This is a genomic window from Roseivirga sp. 4D4, from assembly GCF_001747095.1.
Classification (GTDB): Bacteria; Bacteroidota; Bacteroidia; order Cytophagales; family Cyclobacteriaceae; genus Roseivirga.
The window spans coordinates 2,529,374-2,548,219 of sequence record NZ_MDGP01000001.1 but is presented as its reverse complement, the minus strand read 5'-3'; the positions used below and the strand labels follow the sequence as shown (position 1 = coordinate 2,548,219).

Genomic DNA, 18,846 nt, shown 5'->3' with positions numbered 1-18,846 from the left:
AATTGCACTAGTGGTAATCAGCTAAAAAATGAATTAGTAACTGAGAAGTAAGGCGGGAATTTTGGACTATATTACTCTTTTATCGAATTTTTGAGACGGTAGTAAACTATTCCCATCTTCACTTCTCCCCAAGAATATTCATCTCCTAATTGGGCTTTGATTTCTCCTGAGCCTGAGGTTTCTGGGGTGATTAGAGAAAGGATATTGTTGAACTTTTCCTTTTCAACGATGTCATAAGGATCGATATCTCCAGTCTCGACATATTGAGAGAGGTGCCCTTCTATAGTGGCTGGTACTAAGCTCCTTACTTCGGCAATTTCTTCAATCGTCTTTCCTTCCTTGAACAGATTGAAGGAGATTTCGGCCGTAGGGGTTTTGTCTTTTTTCTTCGCCTTGAGTTCGATTTTACGCGCCTTATGCAGGTCATTCGCTTCGAGGTCTTCTTTGGTCAGAATCTTATCTTCTGCCATTGACTTGACTAAGAGGTTGACTTTTTGCATGGCCAACACTTTATTAAAGATGGCCTGCTCCAGCTCTTTCAATTCCTTCCGGTAGGTTTTTAGCTTTGTTTTCTCTTTCAGGTTAGCATCGTGACTTTTTAAATCCTTAGAAGCCTTTTGTAAAATAGGTGAAAAGTATGCAGTGGCTTTATTCACTCGGTCAGCCAATTGTTCCAAATAATTAGCTTCGCGACTTACGATCCCCTGTGCTTGTTTTACAAAGCTTTCGCCAACGGATTTAATCGGCAGCACTTCTTCGATGAGAGCTTTGGTCCAATGAATGTGTTGCTGCTTGGCAGATCGATTTTCTTGCTTATCAAAGCTTTTTTCGTGGGCTTGAAGTTGATAAATGACCCCTCCAAAATTGAAGGTATTGGTGATCAGTTTTTGGAGGTATTGCTTTCTATCAGTAGCCAGGTTGTCTGACAGTGAATCAACCGAGGCCTTGGATTGGGCAAAAGCCTTCATTGACTCGCTCACATCAAAGTTTGATTCAGGAATTTTGGACGAGAGTACGAGTCCATCCAATGAAGTCAAACGTGATAGTGCCACATAAACCTGCCCCTGAGCAAAAGCATCGGTAAGGTCAAGAATAGCCTTTTCGAAAGTAAGCCCCTGGCTTTTGTGAACCGTTACAGCCCAAGCAAGCTTGAGGGGGTACTGCTCGAAGCTACCCAATACTTTTTCGTCAATCTCGTTGGTTTCTTTATTGAGTGTATAGCGCTTGTTTTCCCAAGTATAAAAGGGTACTTGTACTTCATTGCCATCTTCAAAGGCTACGCGAATGTCATCGGATTCTAGCTTGGTAATATGGCCAATCTTGCCGTTGAAAAACTGGCCTTCACCGCTGGGATCGTTTTTGATAAACATAACCTGAGCGCCCTCTTTCAGTTCCATGCGATCGGCTGTGGCGTGGAGATTTTCTGGGTATTCCCCCTGAATTTTGGCATTGTAGGTTCTTGGTTTAGTCGTCAACTCAGCCAGACGGGTCGTATTGATTTCATCGGCCTTTCGGTTGTGAGTAGTCAGGTGGATATATCCTTGGCTAGAAAGGCTTTGGTAATCTTCACGATAGTGCTGATTGAGTGCGGCTATGTCTTCGGAGGACTGCTCATTTTCTCTGAATCGATTCAAAATACTAATGAATCGCTCATCGCTTTGCCGATAGACTTTGTCTAGCTCGACATTGATAGGTGGGTTATCTTTCAAGGCATGTGCCTCAAAGAAATAGCTACTGGCATAGTAGTTTGATAAAACCTGCCACTCATTGTCCTTTACAACGGGAGGAAGCTGCAATAAATCACCGATAAACAGCATCTGAAGTCCACCAAAAGGTTCATGTTTCCTCTTCCTGAGAAAGCGAAGCATATGGTCGATGCAGTCCAAAAGATCAGCACGCAACATACTGACTTCATCAATGATTAAGAGCTCTATCTCATTGATGAGGTTTCGCTTTGAAGCATTAAAGCGCAGATTAGAAAAGAGGTTGAAGAGAGTAGTAATCTGTGCATTTACATTCGGAGGTTGAATTCTCTCGGGGATAAAAGCTCCGAATGGCAATTGTAATAAGGAGTGGAGGGTAACGCCCTCAGCATTAATCGCTGCAATGCCAGTTGGAGCCGCCACTACAGTCTTCTTATGAGAGTTGGCTACTATGTATTTGAGAAATGTGGTTTTTCCCGTACCCGCTTTTCCCGTCAGGAAGATATGTCTGTCGGTGGTATTAATATAATCTGCTGTAACTTTAGCGAGTTCGCTTAACTCAAATGACATAGTGGATTATTCTATTTCAAAGATGTGCGATTCAATTGAATAAATGGTCTTCTAACTTGTGTTGATATTCGGTACTCAATACTATTGTACTCAAATATGTCCTGCTCTACCCGCAAATATCAGTATTACACCCAAGATTTGGCCGAAACGGCACTGATCGATCAGCATATCTACAAGGGATTCTTGCCTCACGAGGGTCCTCAAAATGTATACGAATGCGACCAATGCGGTCACTGGCACCTGACCAGTAAAGCTCCAGAACGTAACTCCAGGCTTCAAGAAATGATCGACTCTGGTGAGATGAAACGTAAGCAAGAAGCCAGTAAGTGGGAGCGGGGTTTCTAGGTTAGTCAATAAAGGGCCGAGTGGATATTACATTATTCGCAATATCCTTTAGCTTTACATAACACACTACTGCATTATGAAAGGATCACAGGGAAACGCAAGCCATTCCGGCCTTGCCCTCAATTCAATTAAACAATCTCTTTACGAACAGTGCCGCGTCATGTTCGACCATGCCATGAAAATGGGAAAGGTCATAGACGGCAAACTCGTGATGGCACTCAAAAAAGACTACGATAAGGTAAATCAGGAAGAACTATTAATAGTATTTAACTACCTGTCGAACTTGGTGAAACCTGCCACACCGGGAACACTCATCCTCTTTGAAAAAAATCGTCAAAGTAAGTCAAAGTTTAAGAAGTTAGGGCCTTTGCCGATCGTCAGGTGGTTCATGATGGTGGCCATCATTTCATTGTTTTCCTTAATTGCCATAAGCCTCTTTCCCCAAGTCAATAATGACACCATGCAATACAGCATGCTGCAGGGCTCGGGATGGTCGCAGTTCGAGCGGCTCATGTTTTTGCTCGCGGCCGCTAGTGTTGGTGCTTCTTTCTATGCGCTTTTCAAAATGAACGGTTATATCCAGCAAGGTACATTCGATATGAAGTATGCCGCTACTTATTGGTCAAGGTATGTCTTGGGCTTGGTAGCAGGTGTTTTATTGTCCGAACTCTTTGTGGTCTTTATTGAGACATTACCAGCAACAACTGAATCTGCTACTTCTAATGAGGCTCCACCGCTTACCTCAGCGCCTTATTTAATCAAGCCTATTCTGGCAATTCTGGGAGGTTTCTCGGCCAACTTGGTTTACCGCATACTGAATAGACTCATCGATGCAATCGAGTCTTTGTTTAAAGGGTCTGTAGATGAGATAATAGCGAATAAACAAAGTGAGCTAGAGACGCTGGCAGCGGCTAACGAGCACCTGATCAAGTCCACTACAGCTAATAACCTCTTGAAATTAAAACAGCAACTGATAGCAGAGGGTGCGGCTCAAAGTATTTTGGATAAGGTTGATGAGACCCTCGCACAGACTATTGAAATGCCTGTTCCTGATCAAGGTACCGAGGCATCCGAAGATCAAAAGGACTAGGCTACATGCCTGCCCAAATCTTAAAATTGAGCACCCTTTCTCTGCTAACAATGACCTCTTCCTCGGATGCTGGTGACAGTGTCAATAAAAGCCTGCTATTGAAATAGGAATGGATTTCTTTCACTGATTTAAGGCTGATAACATATTGCCGGTTTATCCTGAAGAATGCTTTGGGGTCTAGCTCTTCAATCAGTTGATCCAGTGTGTAGTCGATCGGTAAACATTGATCGCTAGTGTGCAAATAGCTAAGACCATCCTTATAAGAGAAGTAGGCTATTTCATCGGTTAGTATGCTTTTAAATTGCAACCCTACTTTTACTAGGAAGCGCTCCCTGAATGTGGGCATCAATTGTTTCCCTAGGGCCTCAATTTTGTCTTGATAATTGCTCTCCTCGCTTTTGTGAATTTGCTCTAATTTATTGACGGCTGTCAGCAATTCCTCTTTGTCAATAGGTTTCAGTAGGTAATCAATACTGTTGAATTTGAAGGCATCCAAGGCATATTGCTCGTAAGCCGTGGTGAAAATAATGTGGGGATAACCATCCAACTTCCTGAGAATTTCGAAGCCAGTACCATCATTCAATTGAATATCAAGGAAAATAAGATCTGGATAATCATTTTCATGAAACCAGGCAATGGAAGCATTCACAGATTCGAGCATGGTGAGCACTTCCATATGTGGGAAAACTTCCCCAAGGAGCTTGGCTAACCTTTTGGCAGAAAGCGCTTCATCCTCTATGATTACTACCTTCATTAGCTCGTCTCTTGTGATTTAATCAAAGGTAACTTTACAGTGAAATATCCGTCCTCTTGCGAAACATCAATTTGTTTGTTTGCTAACATTTGGTAACGGTTATTAATGTTGTCAAGACCAATTTTAGTCGGCTTTTCTAAGGCCGATCGCTTATTTATGTTGTTACGAACTACCAGAAAGTCTTGATCTTGGTTAAAAACCTCAATAACCAGAGGGTTCTCTTTCGAGAAGTAGTTGTGTTTCAATGCATTCTCGATCAGCATCTGCATTGATAAAATGGGGACTTGGTAGCCTGATTCGATCCCGTCCAGGTTGGTTTTGACAATAAGACTTTCGCTATGACGCGTCTTCAAAAGAAATATATAGTGATCAAGGTATTCCAACTCTGTATCAAGAGAGACAAGCTGATCATTTGTGTCTAATACATAACGGTAAATCTTCGAGAGTTTCGCAACAAATTTCACTGCCAGCTTTGGATCTTCTTCAATAATGGTGGTCAGTACACTGAAGCTATTGAAAAGAAAGTGAGGCTTTATTTGATCCTTTAGGCTTTCGAACTTTGACTGTGCAAGTTCCTTCTGTAATAAACTCTTTTCTCTCTCTGAGATTCTGCTGTATTCGAAATAGATCATAAAGGTCTTGGCCATGATGATAAGCCAGGACAACACTAATCCTTGGGCAATGGTGGTGGTTAAGCCGGGCTCCCAGTCATGGGTACAACAAGGGAATTGGGGTATAAGTAACTCAGTGTGGATATAGGATGCAGCGACTACAATAGGGGCTGTTACAAAGCAGTTGCCCCAGTAAAATTTGAAAAGTGTTTTGTGCTCTGTAAGTCGGTTTTTATAATGTTTAATGAGATGTTTGGCAGTATAGTCTAAGATTTCAAAGACAATAAGTACTACCAAAACCGTATAGGTCATCGATACAAAAGTGACGGCCTCCCAATCTGAGTAATTCCCTGAAGAAAGTTTGAAGAAAAGGAATACGAAAAGCCCAATGCCTAATCTCAGTAAGTAAATCGTGCTTTTCGACATGCCTGAATATACAAAAAGCCTGATAGCCGAAGCTACCAGACTTTTAAATGATGAACTTGAATTATTCTTCTTCTGCCGATATCACTTTGACCATCAATGTAGTGCTCTTGACAGCATTTCTCCCGTTACCATCTACTTTGAGGACAAACATATGGTTACCTACTGGGGTGTTTTCATCAACCTTAACTCTGACGCCATAAGTGATAGGGTCAGATGATTTGTTATTAAACCAGAAATCAATTCCGTCTTTGCCCTTGGCAGTCGCTGCGCCAAGGTTCAGTTTATATTTTCTTGCTTTAACTACCCACATGTCAAAAGTGGTTTCTTCACCTTGCTTTAGGGTAATGGTATAATCCTTTAGTCGAATTGCATTTCCTTTTTGAGGTTTTGAAAGGTCTTGGGCAAAAGCGCTGGTGCCCAGAAAGACAAAAAATAGAAGTGTGATGAGTTTTTTCATAATAGTTGGTTTTGACTATTAGACGCTCGCTGTTTACAGTAGGGCATGATTTTTTGGCGAGTTGTTAGATAATGCTGTTCTCTTGTCAATAGGCAAGTGTGAGTTGTTTCAAAACTTATATGCTACAAAAGTTGATATAATAGAATTTTTTATAAACCTTTATATGCTACAAAAGTTGATGAAATAAGATTCATAGATATGAAGAACCTTGGTAATCTAGAAGAAACCGTTCTCCTTTTGGTCATGATTATGGACGAACCCTACGGTTATGCCATTGCTGACGAATACATGGCGCAGACCGGTCAGCAGATATCGATCAGCGCGATCCACACCGTGCTTATGCGATTGGAAAAGAAAGGACTTATCGAAACAAAAATGGATGGTGCCACGGAATCCCGAGGAGGCAGAAGAAAGAAGGTTTGTATAGCCACTCCTTCCGGAAAGGCGATCATTCAATCGCTAAAGGAGAATAGAATGAAACTCTGGAGTCAGGTACAAGGCCTTTAGTATTTCATCGATATGCAAAAGAATATTTCAAGCAAAAACGAACCACCCAAATTTTTGGAAAAACTACTCACGTGGTTTTGTGATGACGACTTAGTCGAAGCAATATCAGGTGATTTATATGAAGGGTATCAGCGAACATTTAGAGCTTCGGGTCAGCGGAGTGCGAATTGGTGGTACTTGATCAGTGTACTTAAATTTTTAAAACCTCAATTCATGCAAAAGCTCAAGAGAACTCAAGATTTCGTGCCAAAGTTTGGCAATTATTTTAAAGTAGCCCTTCGGAATTTCGGACGTCATAAGTTGGTAGCAGGGATTAATCTGATAGGTCTTACGGTTGGCCTTGCAGTTATGATATTCTCAGCTCAATATTTACAACATCAATTAACGGCCGATCGATACATGCCAGATTCAGATAGTATCTATCGTATTGTAAGAAACTACAGGTCACAGACCTATTCAAACCTCGGTTTTCCAAATTACTACAATACATCTCGCGCTAATCAACTTGCTCACATCAATGCATTTCGTGATGTTCCCGAAGTTGAAGTTGTTGGACAGCTTGCCATCTCGAACAGTAACATTATGGGTCGTGAATTTTTCGTAGAGGCCAACGATCGCAGGCTTAGAGGAGGGCCAATCCTTTACACCAATACCGCTACATCTCTTCAGGAAATCTTCCAGTGGAAATTTATAATGGGTACAATGACCCAGGCCAATGCTGAGGGTGTAGTACTGTCGGACAAGACGGCCAAGCGGTATTTTGGAGACTTATCGGATGAAATAGTTGGGAGCACCGTTTATATTGACGACAAGGCATTCTTGGTGAGAGGGATTGTGGAACACATTCCTGAGAACGCCCATTTCGATTTCAACATGATTGCGGTGGTCGATAGCATTCCTTATAGCTGGGGTGCTTATACTTATGCAAAGTTGAAGCCCAACACAAAGAACCTAAGTCAAGTAGCGGAAAAGATCACTCGGGCCAGTTATATTAATGATCCGGAGGCCGAAACGGACCCACTTGAAAAAGGACTGAACCTTCAGCCACTAAGAGATATTCACCTTGGGTCTGATCATCTCTACGAAATTGAGGCGAATGTAAAGCCTATATACATCTATCTATTTGCTGCGATTGGTTTGATCGTTTTGATAATTACCATCACTAATTATGTGAACCTCGCTGTGGCAATAAATGCTAATCGCTTTAAAGAGGTAGGTGTTAGGAAGGTGATCGGAGCGAGAAAGAAAGATGTTTTTGCACAGTTTATTTCAGAGGCAGTGATTTCCATCTTTGTAGCACTCTTGATGGCACTACTGCTCGTCTATACGCTCCTTCCATATTTTAATCAGCTTCTATCCGTTGGTTTGGAGTGGGCCGATATCTTCAAGCTTGATGAATTTCTTTTGTTATCGGCTTTTTGCTTTTCCATTGGAGTACTGAGTGGGCTCTATCCTTCAGCACTTCTCTCAAGCAAGCCATTATTAAAGCTGCTAAGCAACAGTGTCAATCGGGGTTCTGGTAAGATGAACTTGCGGAAGACTTTGCTTGGCTTTCAGTTCTTTTTGCTTGTCCTCATGGCCGGCTTTGCATTTTATGTAAACGCTCAACTCAATTATGTTACAGAGACTGACTTGGGTTTTGAAAAGGATGGTATTCTGACGCTCGATATTCGAGGTGCCGAGAAGTTCAAACTTTTAAAGGATCAATTATTAAAAAACCCTAATGTTCTTGAGGTGGGCAGTGGGGGAACACCAGGGAATATGCCCTTTAATACGATTACTTATAAGTTCGAGGACGTAGATGAGGTATTTGATGATGCTAATCAAATCTTCATGGACTATAGTTCTGCCAAGATGTTTGGCTTAAAGTCAGAAGCATTCAAACAGCTTGAAGCGGGAAAGGATAAAGTTTTTCTGCTAAATCGCGCGGCAGGACGTAAATATGAAAAATTGACCCAAAAGCCAATGTTAGACTTGGTGGGTGCCAATCTGATTGAGGAACCTGAGTGGATTCAAGATGATGGGACCGCTGGTGATCCGGAGGTGATTGATGGCTTTGTTCAAGACTTTCACTATTTCACCAAGAGGGAATCATTTAATCCTCTGCTCATTCAAGTCTATAATGATATACCTTGGGTATATGAGGTCAATGTGAAATTGCAGACAGAAGATCTTTTTGAAACTATGGCCTTCATAGAAGATGCCTACTATGATGTAGAAAAGGATAAGCCTTTTGCTGCGCAATTTTTGGATGAACGTCTTGATAGCCTCTACACTGAGGAATTTAAAGTGGCAGCGATTGTAAAGATTTTGAGCATATTGTCCATTGTCTTAGCGCTTGCTGGCTTAATCGGCCTCACTTATTACAGCGCGAAACTAAGACAGCGCGAAGTGGCAATTCGAAAAGTGCTTGGTGCTAATGTGCTTCATGTACTAAGACTGATGTCTAAAGAATTCTTTTGGGTTGGGTTATTGGCAATGATTGCCGCCTTGCCGATCACTTTATATGTAATCAATCAATGGTTGGGTAATTTTGCTTTCCACATTGAGAGTCAGCTTTGGGTTTTAGTAGCCATTGGAATAGCAGGCTTGGTGATCATGTTATTGGGTGTAATATCACAATCTTACAGAACAACTAAAATGAATTTGGTTGAGCCTTTGAAACAAGAGTAAACAATGGTTTTCCTTGGGATATTATGCTGTTTTTAAGAAGTCTCTTTATTGCCGTGCTTTTTGGTTGGATAAACTTGCATCATGGGTTTGCTCAGATAACATGTGAATCTTTGAATGCTTCTATCAACACTGGGTTTGCTGAAGATTCTCCAAGTATTTCGAATGACGGCAAGGCATTGATTTTCTTACGCTCGAAGTCAGATGATTGGCCATCCAGTATTTATAAACATGCTTACTGGGCTTCACTTGAGACAAATGAGGTCCAAAAACTCACCTCATTTGGTGACTCTTTATATACCATCAGTTTCGGTAAGGATGACCGAACCATTCTATTTTCAAAGCGGATTGTTCATCAAGATGGAGACCAAATTGTCCTATACAGAGCTGAATTGGATTCAGGTATCTGGAAAACAATCAATCTTACCGAGCGATATGGGTTAAAGGGCAGTTATGCACATGAGGTTGCTGATGGAAGTTTATACTTCTATGACTTTGAGGGTGAAAAGGGTTCAGGCATTTATCGCGCTCAGTTCCTCAATCCCGGTTTTAATGAACCTCAATGGCAAGGAGATAATATTTCTACTAAGGGCACAACGGCCTTTGATGCCTGGGTTGCAAAGCACGAAAGTTGGATGATCTATTCGAAGTATTTTGAAGACACCACTGAAGAGATGAAAAGCGGCTTTTATCATGCCAGAAAGAATGACAATGGATGGCAATCTGCTCGAATAGATATTCTTCCCTATGGTTGGGGAGCTAGTCTTTCGATGAAATCCGGGTATTTCTATTTCACCGATGGTGATGATATTCTCCAATGTCCGATTTCCAGCTTAAATCTTCCTTTTGGTAATTGATTTTATTGAGGAATGGATGCCCTCAAATTTCAAGAATTCCTATCTTCCCATGAAATCGGATTTATGAAAAGCCTATTCATTTTTGGAGCATTCGCCATATTATTTTCTTGTCAATCGACCAATAAAGCATCAACAGTTGAGAGTAATGGAAAGTTGACCATTCTCGAGGACGTAGGTGTAATACCGGGGCAAGATGAACCCAGAACTATTCGTGTCTATACTCCACCGGGTTATGCCGAAAGTGATGATTCCTACCCCGTACTTTATATGCATGATGGGCAAAATTTGTTTGAAGACTCCACGTCATTTGCCGGAGAATGGGGAATTGATGAGACACTCGATTCACTTAGCATTAAGTCCGGCTTCAATCTCATTGTGGTTGGTATCGATAATGGCGGAGAAAATAGAATCCATGAACTGACAGCTTGGGATCATCCACAATATGGGAAAGCCGAAGGCGAGGCTTACATGAGTTTTATAATTGATATTGTAAAACCTTATATAGATGGAAATTATAGAACCAAACCTGATCAATCGAATACCGCGATCATGGGTAGCTCTCTGGGTGGATTGATCTCGCACTTTGCCATTTATCAATATCCAGATGTCTTTAGTAAGGCAGGCATCTTCTCACCTTCTTATTGGTGGGGAACTGGTCCCTTCGAACAAGTGGACAACACAGATTTACCGTCCAATATTAGGTTGAATTTCCTTATGGGAGAAAAGGAGGGAGAGAATATGGTAGTGCCCATGCAGCGAATGGTTCAAAAGATTCTCGAGCGTGGTCATGCAAGTGATAGGCTCACTTCGAAAATTAATCCTGAAGGCGAACACAACGAAAAGTTCTGGCGAGGAGAGTTTGCAGAAGCTGTCCTCTGGCTATTTAAACAATGATTTTTAGGAACTGAGAAATATATTTTTCCAAAGATGAACTAATTTCGAATTAATCAATGTTGTAACATTGAAATATTTAAATAATAACGATCATGTCACAGCAATTGAATATCGAAGAGAATTTAAACGACCTACTATCACTTTTAAGTCAGGGTCAATTTATTGAAGCACAAGAAAAATACTTGGGAGATGACGTTTCACTAACCGAAGGAAACGCAGTACCAAAAACAGGCAAGGCAAATGTAATTGCACAGGAAAAAGAAGTGCTTTCAGGCGTGGGAGAGTTTATCAGATATGAAGCCTTCAACACTGCAGTAAAAGATAATGTAAGCTTCTATGAAGGAGTAATGGAGTATGTCCAAAAAGATGGAGTACATGTAAAGGTTGAGCAGACAGTTGTTGATAAGTGGGAGGATGGGAAGATCGTTTCAGAGCGATTCTACCATGCGTAGTTGAAGTCAACTTAGTAAAGAAGGTACCCAAATGGGTGCCTTTTTTTTGGGTTTATGAACCAAATATGTTGACTATACCGTTCTGTCCATACATTTGCAGAAACTCACATAATGTACCTGGTCAGAATACTTTCACGCTTACCCTTCTGGTTCTTATATCCTTTTGCTGAAGCAACTGCTTTTCTGGGTTATCATGTACTCAAGTATAGAAAAGCGGTGGTTCAAGAGAATCTGTCTAAAGCATTTCCTGAAAAGTCTGAAAATGACTTACGCAGGATTGCTAAGCGTTTTTATAGGCAATTCTCTCAGGTGTTTGTAGAATCTATCAAAGCCTATCGATTTACAAAAGAGGATTGGGCTAAGCGAGTTCCCATAACTAATCTAAATGAGGTCAGAGCATTTCTGGATAAAGGAGTGCCGGTGATTCTAATGTCCGGTCACGCAGCGAATTGGGAGTGGCCTGCCTTTTCGATTGGTGCTCAAATGGAGTACCCGATGGAATTTCTCTACAAACCCGTTCAGAATCAGAAGTTCGAAAAGATAATGCTTCAGTTGAGAACCCGTCATGGTGGTATAGCAGTGCCCAAAGATGCTGCGGTGAGAGAAATCATAAAGAGAAGAAAACAGCCGAGGCTTGTAGGTATCATTGCAGACCAGTTGCCTTCAATCGGTACTGAAAAGCTTTGGCTAGACTTCCTGAATCGAGAGACTGCTTTTTATGTAGGCGCTGAAAGGATTGCCTCAATGGCTCAATATGCTGTTTTTTATGTCGATGCAGTGCGTACAGGCTTGGGAAAGTATGAACTGACCTGTAAGAATTTAGCCACCCCTCCCTATGCTAAGGGTGAGCCCCTTGGTATTATTGAGAAGTATAAGGACTTATTAGAAGTCACTATTCAAAAGAATCCTTCAGACTACTTATGGTCTCACAGACGATGGAAGTATACCAAAGAAGAGGAGGAAGCTGTGCTAGCTTCTTCCAAATAGAGGTTTATTCATCCCTCAATACTTCTACAGGGTTTCGGTTGGCTGCACGCAGGGACTGAAATCCGATCGTCAACCAAGCCACCACTATAGAGCCTACGGCCGCAGCGATAAATACCATAGGACTAATGGGCGTTTTGTAAGCAAAATTACCCAGCCAGTTATCTACAAAGAGGTAGGCTAGTGGACTTGCTATCACAAGGGATACAAATATTAGCACGGTGAATTCTGCGGTAAACAGATACATCAGTTTATACACTGAGGCACCCAATACTTTTCTTACTCCTAGCTCTTTTTTTCGTTGCTCTGCGGAAAAGGCAGCTAAACCAAATAAACCAAGGCAGGCGATGCTCAAGGCCATAACAGTAAAGACATTCAGCACCTGACTCATTTGTTGTTCGCTCCTGAAGTAGCTCTCAAAGTCTTGATCCATTAAGGAATATTCAAACGGTATCCCCGAGTTGACCTCTGAAAGTTTTGATTCAACATCTTTCAAGACATTCGCCAGATCAAATGTGCTTTGAACTTGATTTTTGTTGACTCTGATCGAAATGAAATCAGTGCCCCCTTCAAACATTTGATCATTGTCTTCGTGAATGATCATTAATGGACTTATTTCATACCGTACACTATTGTAATTGAAGTCTTTAACTACACCGATTACTTCGAACAGCGCTGCCTCACTATTGGGGTAAGTTACATGCTTTCCGATTGGAGAATTTGTAGCGTAGTCTTTGGCTGTTCCCCATCCCAATTCTCTAACAGCAGCTTCGTTCAAGATAATTTTATACTTATCTGTACCTCTTGTTTCATCGAAAATACGTCCTTCTAAAAGCTCCAAATCAAGAAGATTTAGGTACCCTTGATCAGCCCTCAATCGATTGAGGGTTACAATGTCATTGTCAGGCCCAAAGGCCTTATACTTATCTTCATTCCAGATGTTGGGTGGGATCTTATCCGAAAGTCCTACTTCGTCAAATGCGGCATTAGACTTTAAGAGGGTCTGGAAAGTCTCTTTATTGCTGTCGTTTAGCAACTCCATATTATGGAGTTGAATCACATTGTCGTTGTCAAACCCCAGATCTGCATTTGATGCAAAGTCCAATTGTTTTTGAACAAACATGGTGCTAATGATCAACGCGATCGAGATAGTGAACTGAAAAATAACGAGTCCGTTCCTTACCTTTTTACCTTTAAAACCAGCGCTCAATTTCCCCTTTAATACTTCAATGGGATTGAAGGATGATAGGTAGAAGGCTGGGTAGCTTCCCGCAGCAAAACCAAGAAGGATGACGAAGCCTATTAGGCTAACTATAAATACTGGCTCCGATAATTTCTGATAGAGTGATAGATCCGTATTGGCGAGTGTGTTGAATGTATTGATTGAAACCTCTGTCGCTACTAAGGCAATGACTGTGCTCACCAATACAAATAGTATCGACTCAAATATAAACTGTCTGACGAGCACTTGTTTAGGGGAGCCTAGGGTCTTACGAATACCTACTTCCTTGGCTCTGTTCGCTGACCTAGCCGTGGATAAGTTCATGAAATTGATACTGGATAGTAATAATATTAATAGGCCAACAGCGCTGAAAATTTGGACATAAACATAGTTGCCAAATGGCCCAATGCGATTGCCACTGGAAGGGGAGTGGATATAAGCATCCTTTATAGGTTGCATGAACAAAGTCCACTTTTTACCCTGAACATAGTCTTCGAAACTCTGTCCAAAAACACGTTGTGTTTCTACTTCTGCCCATTTGGGTGGTACTTGTTGAATTTTGGCTTCGAGCTTATCGATATCTGTGCCTGGCTGTACCAGTCCGTAAGTAACAAAGGTGGTCCAAATCCACTGTTGCTCTCTATTTTTGATGTTTTGATACGAGCTCATGGAAGTCAACATATCAAACTCGATATGCGAATTTGTTGGTACGTTTTGTGCCACGCCAGTTACTTTAAAGGCATTTGATGCTCCCCCTTGTTCTACTTTTAATGTCTTTCCAAGCGCCTCTTCCTCTCCGAAGTACTTGTTAGCCATTTCTTCCGTGATCACAATACTGTATGGTTCAACTAGAGCGGTATTAGGATCTCCTTTTAGAAGAGGGTAAGTGAATATGTTAAAGAAGTTTCCTTCTGCTACAAAAAGATTATTCTCTCCAAATGATCTTGGTGTACTACCATCTTGTTGAAAGCTAACTACATGTCTTCCTGGAGTGTGTAAGCGTGTCACCTCTTCGAACTCTGGAACATCGGCCCTCAATGCGACTGCTACGTTAGGTCCGGTAGATGCGAACTCATCTGCCCAATCTCCCCAAATCATTGGCTGATTGATCCGGTAGATCCGATCCCCTTTTGCATGAAAGTTGTCATATGACATCTGATTCATGACGTAAAGACCAATGAGCAATGATGCTGTAATCCCAATAGAAAGCCCTAGGATATTGAGCAAGCTGAATTGCTTGTGACGGATGGCATTTCTCCAGGCGATTGTGAACATGTTAGTGAGCATGAGATATCAATTTAATGAATTAATGATTCGTAGTAGCCAAATAGAGTGCCAACTAGGAATGCCTTATTCTAGTGTCTATTCGAAGGTTTTGACATTGCGTGATTAAGTTGGCCGTCCTTTGAAGAACGCTAGTGTTCGCTGACGGTCGGTTAAATAAAAAGTAGGTTCGTCTCAAATGACAGGTTTACATCACCCTGTCCCGAAACTTCGGGGTATTTCAGGGTTTGTACATCTTCACTAATTCCAATCTTGAGATTCTAAAACCTGCCTTTGCCATGCGCAGGCGGGTTCAGAATGACGGGCATTATACTTCTTGTTAATGAATTCCTTGTCTAGTAGTTACTCATCCCTTAAAACCTCTACAGGGTTTCTGTTGGCGGCTCTCAGAGATTGAAAACTTATCGTAATCCACGCTAAACCAAGTGATCCAATAGCAGCTCCAATAAATACGAGTGGTGTGATTGGAGTTGTGTAAGCAAAATTAGTTAGCCAGTCTTTTACAAACCAATAGGCAAGAGGACTCGCGATCAATAGTGCAATTAGAACCAAAACAGTGAACTCAGATGTGAAAGTATACATGAGTCTATAGACTGATGCACCAAGCACTTTTCTAACACCTAGCTCCTTTTTTCTTTGTTCTGCAGAGAAAGCAGCTAAACCAAACAAACCAAGACAAGCGATACTCAATGCCATAGCAGTAAAGACATTCAGTACTTGACCCATTTGTTGTTCGGTTCTGAATTGGGCTTCAAAGTTCTGATCCATCAGAGAGTATTCGAAAGGTACTCCTGGATTCACATCCGATAATTTGCTTTCAACATCCTTTAGTAGAGCCGAAAGATCTGATGACTTTTGAACAAAGTCCTTATTTAATCTGATGGAAATAAAATCACGCCCACTTTCCCACATGCGATCATTGTCTTCATGAACAATTAATAGTGGGCTAATTTCATACTTCACAGAGTTAAAATTGAAATCTTTCACAACACCAATTACTTCGAAAGGAGGCGTTTGACCACTATCTACGAAATCAATCTGTTTTCCAATGGGTGAATCTTCAGTATAGTTTTCCTTAATGCCCCAGCCTAAATCTCTTACAGCGGTCTCATTTAGAATGACTTTGTATTTGTCGGTTTCTAGCGTTTTGTCAAAACTGCGGCCAATTATAAAATCTAAATCCAGCATGTTCAAATACTCTTCAGTAGTCCTAAGCCTACTGAGGTTTATGCCTTTGTTTTCCATATCATCAGCCGGTTTATAGTTATCTTCTCCCCATATATTGGGAGGAACAGCGTCTGAGAGGCCTATTGCTTCAAAGGCAGTATTCGACTTCAATAAGGTTTGGAAGGTTTCCTTATTATTATCGTTTAGCAACTCTATGTTATGGATTTGCAGTATGTTATCGGTATCAAAGCCCAAGTTTTCCTTAGATGCATAGTCCAATTGCTTATGCACAAATAGGGCACAAATGATTAAAGCAATCGTTATTGTAAATTGAAAGACTACTAGTCCATTTCTTACAGTTTTCCCTTTAAAGCCAGTACTTAATTTTCCTTTGAGCACTTCGATAGGGTTAAAGGAGGAGAGATAAAAAGCAGGATAACTTCCGGTAGCTATACCTAGGAGCAGTATGAACCCTCCTAAAAGCGCTATGAATGATGGGTCCACTAATTTGGAGTGTAGCGAAAGATGGGTATTGGCGAGCGTGTTAAAGGCACCTAGTGAGAACTCTGTTGCCACTATGGCTATGATAGTACTCACGAGCACAAACATGACGGACTCAAACATGAACTGTCTGATAAGCGCCTTTTTTGGAGATCCGAATGTCTTTCGGATGCCGACTTCCTTAGCACGATTTGCCGAGCGAGCGGTTGACAAATTCATAAAATTGATGCTTGAGAGTAACAGAATGAGTAGCCCCACAGCCCCGAAAATTTGATCATAGACATAGCTACCAGATGGGCCAAATCTATTGCCACTCGAAGAGGAATTTATATAAACATCTCTGATGGGTTGCATGAATAGTTTCCATTCTTTGCCCTCAACAAACTCATCGAAGGTTTTTCCTAGTGCACGTACACCGGCCCATTTCGGTGGAATTGCTTGAATTTTAGCTTCTAATGCCTTGATATTGCTGCCTGAACGTACAAGTCCATAGGTGCCAAATTGTGTCCACATCCACTGGAATTCTCGTCTCTTAATTTTTGGGTAGCTGCTCATGGAGGTGAGCATATCGAACTGGATATGTGAATTGGTGGGCACATTTTCGATAACCGCGGTGACGATGAAGGCTCTCGACTCTCCTCTTTCTTCATCGATTTTTAATGTTTTACCGATGGGCTCTTCATCACCGAAATACTTGGATGCCATTTCTTCTGTGATCACTACACTTAGTGGATTGGATAGCGCCTGATCAGGATTGCCCTTTAAAAGTGGGAAAGTGAAGACATTGAAGAAGTTTTCTTCAGCAATGAAAATTTTACGCTCTCGAAAAGAGACAACATTTCCCCCATCTGGCTGGTAGGATACTAATTGTCTCCCAGGTGATTGAATTCTTGTTACTTCTTCGAATTCAGGTACATCAGACCTTAGTGCTACGGCTAGATTCGGACCGGTTGAACCAAACTCTTCATTCCAATCGCCCCAGACCCTCGATTGGTTGATACGGTATATGCGATCTGCCTTTTCATGAAAATTGTCGTAAGACAATTCATTTAGCACATACAACCCAATAAGGAGGGAAGCGGTTATACCAATGGATAGACCGAGGATATTAAGTAAAGTGAATTGCTTATGACGGATGGCATTTCTCCAGGCAATGGTTAACATATTAGATAGCATGGCAGATCAATTTAGGATTTTTTGGTTCAACCAAGCCAAATAGGGTGCCAACTAAAAAACATCGATTAATATATTTAATCGATGTTTTGATTCATTATAGGCGTTCTCAGCTGTCCTAAAGAGAACGGTATTGTTCGCTAGCGGGCGTCTATTTTAGATGCTTCTCCAATGTCTTTGTAATTTGTTTCGATCCTGAGCCATACCAAGAGTCGATCACTTTTCCTTCAGGGGAGATCAGAAAATGAAGGGGCCATCCTTCTACATTATAACGTTCGAATACTTCAAGTTTATCATTACCCTTCCAAAGCACTGGCCAAGGTAATTCGATGTCCCTTCTTGCAGCAATTTGATTCCAAGCTTCTATTTCTTCGTCTTCATTGTAAGTGAGTACTTGTAGGTTTTCATACTTCTTAGTTTCCTCTATCATACCAGGATAGCCTGTCCAGCAGGGGCCACAGCCTGTTGAGGCAAAGTCGAGCAGTAGATACTTCCCTCTGTAGTCTTGAGTCTTAAAAGTATTGCCGTTTTGATCCGTACCCTCAAAGTCTAGAACCTGAGCACCTACTTTCACCTTATCAAGTCCAAAAGTGTTAAGGTGGGCTCTTACATAAGACAGTCCTTCTTGCTTGTCAGGACTAACCGCGTCATACATGCTTTGTAACTCTTCCTTGGCGAAATCTTGAAATTTGAAGGTTGAGTTCAGCACACCGATCGCAATGCTATTGTCTTTATGACTCATAAAGGCCTTAATAAAAGCATCATTATCTTCAGCAAACTTCAGGCTTTGATATACCTGATGACTTTTAGAACCCTTAACAATAGTGTTTTGTGGAAAGCCTTTCTTCTTAATAATTACTTCTCCTTTACCAGGTTCAAGCCAAAACCCAGAATACCTATTCTGTTTATTCAGGATCATGCCATAGGTGGGCTCAGTAATCTCCATTTCCTTACTAAAAAGGATATCACCTTTATCGTTAGATTCGGTGAGTTGATTGCCGAAAATCAATTTCAACCCATGTTTGTTCCCAAAACCTTCTTGGCGAATAGTTACGAGGGTTTTTTCCTGAGCCAGACTTGCAAAACAAGATAGAATGAGGGTTATGCCGATCAAGTACTTCATGTGGGTAATTATTTACTGATACAAACTGCGCGCAAGCTATTTAGTTTTTGAAGCAA

15 protein-coding genes and 1 pseudogene are annotated in these 18,846 nt (G+C 41.3%); 9 read left to right on the top strand and 7 right to left on the bottom strand.

Features of this window, described 5'->3' with window-relative positions; all coding sequences use genetic code 11:
- Positions 1-71: 71 nt before the first annotated feature.
- Positions 72-2,273 (bottom strand): helix-turn-helix domain-containing protein, encoded by a 2,202-nt coding sequence (locus BFP97_RS11240; RefSeq protein WP_069842513.1) that lies wholly within the window; start codon positions 2,271-2,273, stop codon positions 72-74.
- A gap of 96 nt (positions 2,274-2,369) precedes the next feature.
- Here BFP97_RS11240 and BFP97_RS11235 point away from each other — a divergent pair, with 96 nt between their 5' ends.
- Both BFP97_RS11235 and BFP97_RS11230 read left to right on the top strand, forming a co-directional pair.
- The gene (locus BFP97_RS11235; protein WP_069842512.1) at positions 2,370-2,618 is read left to right on the top strand and encodes a hypothetical protein; all 249 of its coding nucleotides are present in this window, start codon (positions 2,370-2,372) and stop codon (positions 2,616-2,618) included.
- A gap of 76 nt (positions 2,619-2,694) precedes the next feature.
- Positions 2,695-3,708 carry a hypothetical protein gene (locus BFP97_RS11230; RefSeq protein WP_139135276.1) on the top strand — a complete coding sequence of 338 codons (1,014 nt, stop codon included), beginning with the start codon at positions 2,695-2,697 and terminating at the stop codon, positions 3,706-3,708.
- Between the two features lies 1 nt (position 3,709).
- On the opposite strand, the gene BFP97_RS11225 is transcribed toward BFP97_RS11230, so the two are convergent.
- From BFP97_RS11225 to BFP97_RS11215, 3 genes are all read right to left on the bottom strand, one after another.
- Complete coding sequence (locus tag BFP97_RS11225; protein WP_069842510.1) at positions 3,710-4,462, bottom strand: LytR/AlgR family response regulator transcription factor; 753 nt, start codon at positions 4,460-4,462, stop codon at positions 3,710-3,712.
- Entirely contained in the window at positions 4,462-5,499 is a 1,038-nt protein-coding gene (locus BFP97_RS11220; RefSeq protein ID WP_069842509.1) for a sensor histidine kinase, read from the bottom strand. Before BFP97_RS11220 ends, BFP97_RS11225 begins: the two co-directional genes overlap by 1 nt.
- Positions 5,500-5,560: 61 nt before the next feature.
- Positions 5,561-5,956, bottom strand: coding sequence for a hypothetical protein (locus BFP97_RS11215; protein ID WP_069842508.1), 396 nt, complete (start codon positions 5,954-5,956; stop codon positions 5,561-5,563).
- Positions 5,957-6,154: 198 nt separating this feature from the next.
- Here BFP97_RS11215 and BFP97_RS11210 point away from each other — a divergent pair, with 198 nt between their 5' ends.
- The 7 genes and pseudogenes from BFP97_RS11210 (at position 6,155) to BFP97_RS11185 (ending at position 12,323) form a co-directional block, all read left to right on the top strand.
- A complete protein-coding gene (locus BFP97_RS11210; protein ID WP_069842507.1) occupies positions 6,155-6,463 on the top strand; it encodes a PadR family transcriptional regulator in 309 nt (102 codons plus the stop codon).
- Between the two features lie 12 nt (positions 6,464-6,475).
- Positions 6,476-6,673, top strand: a pseudogene (locus BFP97_RS20930) (permease prefix domain 2-containing transporter); the annotation flags it as partial.
- Positions 6,674-6,676: 3 nt separating this feature from the next.
- Positions 6,677-9,136 (top strand): ABC transporter permease, encoded by a 2,460-nt coding sequence (locus BFP97_RS11205; protein WP_170827453.1) that lies wholly within the window; start codon positions 6,677-6,679, stop codon positions 9,134-9,136.
- A gap of 23 nt (positions 9,137-9,159) precedes the next feature.
- Positions 9,160-9,990 carry a hypothetical protein gene (locus tag BFP97_RS11200; RefSeq protein WP_069842505.1) on the top strand — a complete coding sequence of 277 codons (831 nt, stop codon included), beginning with the start codon at positions 9,160-9,162 and terminating at the stop codon, positions 9,988-9,990.
- A 63-nt stretch (positions 9,991-10,053) separates the two neighbouring features.
- Positions 10,054-10,884: an alpha/beta hydrolase gene (locus tag BFP97_RS11195; protein ID WP_069844282.1), complete on the top strand. Its 831-nt coding sequence runs from the start codon at positions 10,054-10,056 to the stop codon at positions 10,882-10,884.
- Positions 10,885-10,976: 92 nt separating this feature from the next.
- Positions 10,977-11,336 (top strand): hypothetical protein, encoded by a 360-nt coding sequence (locus BFP97_RS11190; RefSeq protein WP_069842504.1) that lies wholly within the window; start codon positions 10,977-10,979, stop codon positions 11,334-11,336.
- Between the two features lie 111 nt (positions 11,337-11,447).
- Positions 11,448-12,323 (top strand): lysophospholipid acyltransferase family protein, encoded by an 876-nt coding sequence (locus BFP97_RS11185; RefSeq protein ID WP_069842503.1) that lies wholly within the window; start codon positions 11,448-11,450, stop codon positions 12,321-12,323.
- 4 nt (positions 12,324-12,327) lie between these two features.
- Here BFP97_RS11185 and BFP97_RS11180 read toward each other — a convergent pair whose 3' ends face one another.
- The 3 genes from BFP97_RS11180 to BFP97_RS11170 all read right to left on the bottom strand — a co-directional run bounded on the left by BFP97_RS11180 (position 12,328) and on the right by BFP97_RS11170 (position 18,790).
- Positions 12,328-14,829: an ABC transporter permease gene (locus BFP97_RS11180; RefSeq protein WP_083262516.1), complete on the bottom strand. Its 2,502-nt coding sequence runs from the start codon at positions 14,827-14,829 to the stop codon at positions 12,328-12,330.
- A 339-nt stretch (positions 14,830-15,168) separates the two neighbouring features.
- Positions 15,169-17,670: an ABC transporter permease gene (locus BFP97_RS11175; protein ID WP_083262515.1), complete on the bottom strand. Its 2,502-nt coding sequence runs from the start codon at positions 17,668-17,670 to the stop codon at positions 15,169-15,171.
- Between the two features lie 148 nt (positions 17,671-17,818).
- Complete coding sequence (locus BFP97_RS11170) at positions 17,819-18,790, bottom strand: TlpA family protein disulfide reductase (RefSeq protein WP_069842500.1); 972 nt, start codon at positions 18,788-18,790, stop codon at positions 17,819-17,821.
- Positions 18,791-18,846 lie beyond the last annotated feature (56 nt).

Coding starts and splice junctions, on each gene's coding strand:
- BFP97_RS11220 (WP_069842509.1), bottom strand. CDS start 5,499: ATGTCGAAAAGCACGATTTACTTACTGAGATTAGGCATTGGGCTTTTC.
- BFP97_RS11235 (WP_069842512.1), top strand. CDS start 2,370: ATGTCCTGCTCTACCCGCAAATATCAGTATTACACCCAAGATTTGGCC.
- BFP97_RS11190 (WP_069842504.1), top strand. CDS start 10,977: ATGTCACAGCAATTGAATATCGAAGAGAATTTAAACGACCTACTATCA.
- BFP97_RS11175 (WP_083262515.1), bottom strand. CDS start 17,670: ATGCTATCTAATATGTTAACCATTGCCTGGAGAAATGCCATCCGTCAT.
- BFP97_RS11230 (WP_139135276.1), top strand. CDS start 2,695: ATGAAAGGATCACAGGGAAACGCAAGCCATTCCGGCCTTGCCCTCAAT.
- BFP97_RS11210 (WP_069842507.1), top strand. CDS start 6,155: ATGAAGAACCTTGGTAATCTAGAAGAAACCGTTCTCCTTTTGGTCATG.
- BFP97_RS11205 (WP_170827453.1), top strand. CDS start 6,677: ATGCAAAAGCTCAAGAGAACTCAAGATTTCGTGCCAAAGTTTGGCAAT.
- BFP97_RS11200 (WP_069842505.1), top strand. CDS start 9,160: ATGCTGTTTTTAAGAAGTCTCTTTATTGCCGTGCTTTTTGGTTGGATA.
- BFP97_RS11195 (WP_069844282.1), top strand. CDS start 10,054: ATGAAAAGCCTATTCATTTTTGGAGCATTCGCCATATTATTTTCTTGT.
- BFP97_RS11185 (WP_069842503.1), top strand. CDS start 11,448: ATGTACCTGGTCAGAATACTTTCACGCTTACCCTTCTGGTTCTTATAT.
- BFP97_RS11240 (WP_069842513.1), bottom strand. CDS start 2,273: ATGTCATTTGAGTTAAGCGAACTCGCTAAAGTTACAGCAGATTATATT.
- BFP97_RS11215 (WP_069842508.1), bottom strand. CDS start 5,956: ATGAAAAAACTCATCACACTTCTATTTTTTGTCTTTCTGGGCACCAGC.
- BFP97_RS11180 (WP_083262516.1), bottom strand. CDS start 14,829: ATGCTCACTAACATGTTCACAATCGCCTGGAGAAATGCCATCCGTCAC.
- BFP97_RS11225 (WP_069842510.1), bottom strand. CDS start 4,462: ATGAAGGTAGTAATCATAGAGGATGAAGCGCTTTCTGCCAAAAGGTTA.
- BFP97_RS11170 (WP_069842500.1), bottom strand. CDS start 18,790: ATGAAGTACTTGATCGGCATAACCCTCATTCTATCTTGTTTTGCAAGT.